At 29.4% G+C, this 684-nt stretch carries 1 protein-coding gene; it reads right to left on the bottom strand.

What is annotated here, in order from left to right; all coding sequences use genetic code 11:
• Nucleotides 1–81: 81 nt before the first annotated feature.
• Nucleotides 82–396, bottom strand: coding sequence for a type II toxin-antitoxin system RelB/DinJ family antitoxin (locus ACZBKJ_RS09920; RefSeq protein WP_463200936.1), 315 nt, complete (start codon nucleotides 394–396; stop codon nucleotides 82–84).
• Nucleotides 397–684: the final 288 nt, after the last annotated feature.

Raw genomic sequence — 684 nt, 5'->3', positions numbered from 1 at the left:
ACATATATTTTAAATCAATCATAGGACAGTTTTTCTAATACTGCGGATTTACTATCACCACAAAACTATCAACTAAAAAAATTAGTGATGTAAGAATAAAAAACTCAAATAACCCAGCTCAGAAATTGCATTCAATAATTTTACAGTGAGTTGTTTTTCTGCTGCATGGCAATCAAAAGATAAAGGAATTTTATGGATCGCAACCACTTGATTAAAGAATAATTTAATAGCTTGAATTGGTAAAAGTCCATAATTTGCCAAAATTTGGGTAGCTTCAGTTCTTAAATGTTCATCAAGACGGACATTAAAATTATAGTAGCCATTATTTGCCCTTTTTATCTCTTCTTTGCAATATAAAGTTTCTAAATTTCCGACATAGACTCCTGTTGAAATCATCAGAATAAGAAAATAAACACAAGATATAAAGCAACTTCATTGCCTCTCGTTTTATATTTAGTTTGTCTTAATTTTTAAAAATTGATTATTGCATTTATTGTACTTTTTGCATAACTAAATCCCCTAAAACAGCTTTAAACAAACTAAACTAAATTTACCCCCCTGCCAAGGGCGAAATTACGAGTTACAAATTCAAAACTGGCGTTTGTTTATAACTCATAATTTCGTCAAAAGACTTTCCCACTTTTGTAATTTCCCAAAAAATTTAAAATTTGATTCTCTGTGGTC

Source organism: Moraxella sp. I5G, assembly GCF_055193055.1.
Note: the sequence above shows the minus strand (reverse complement) of the source record. Positions and strands in the feature narration are given on the sequence as shown.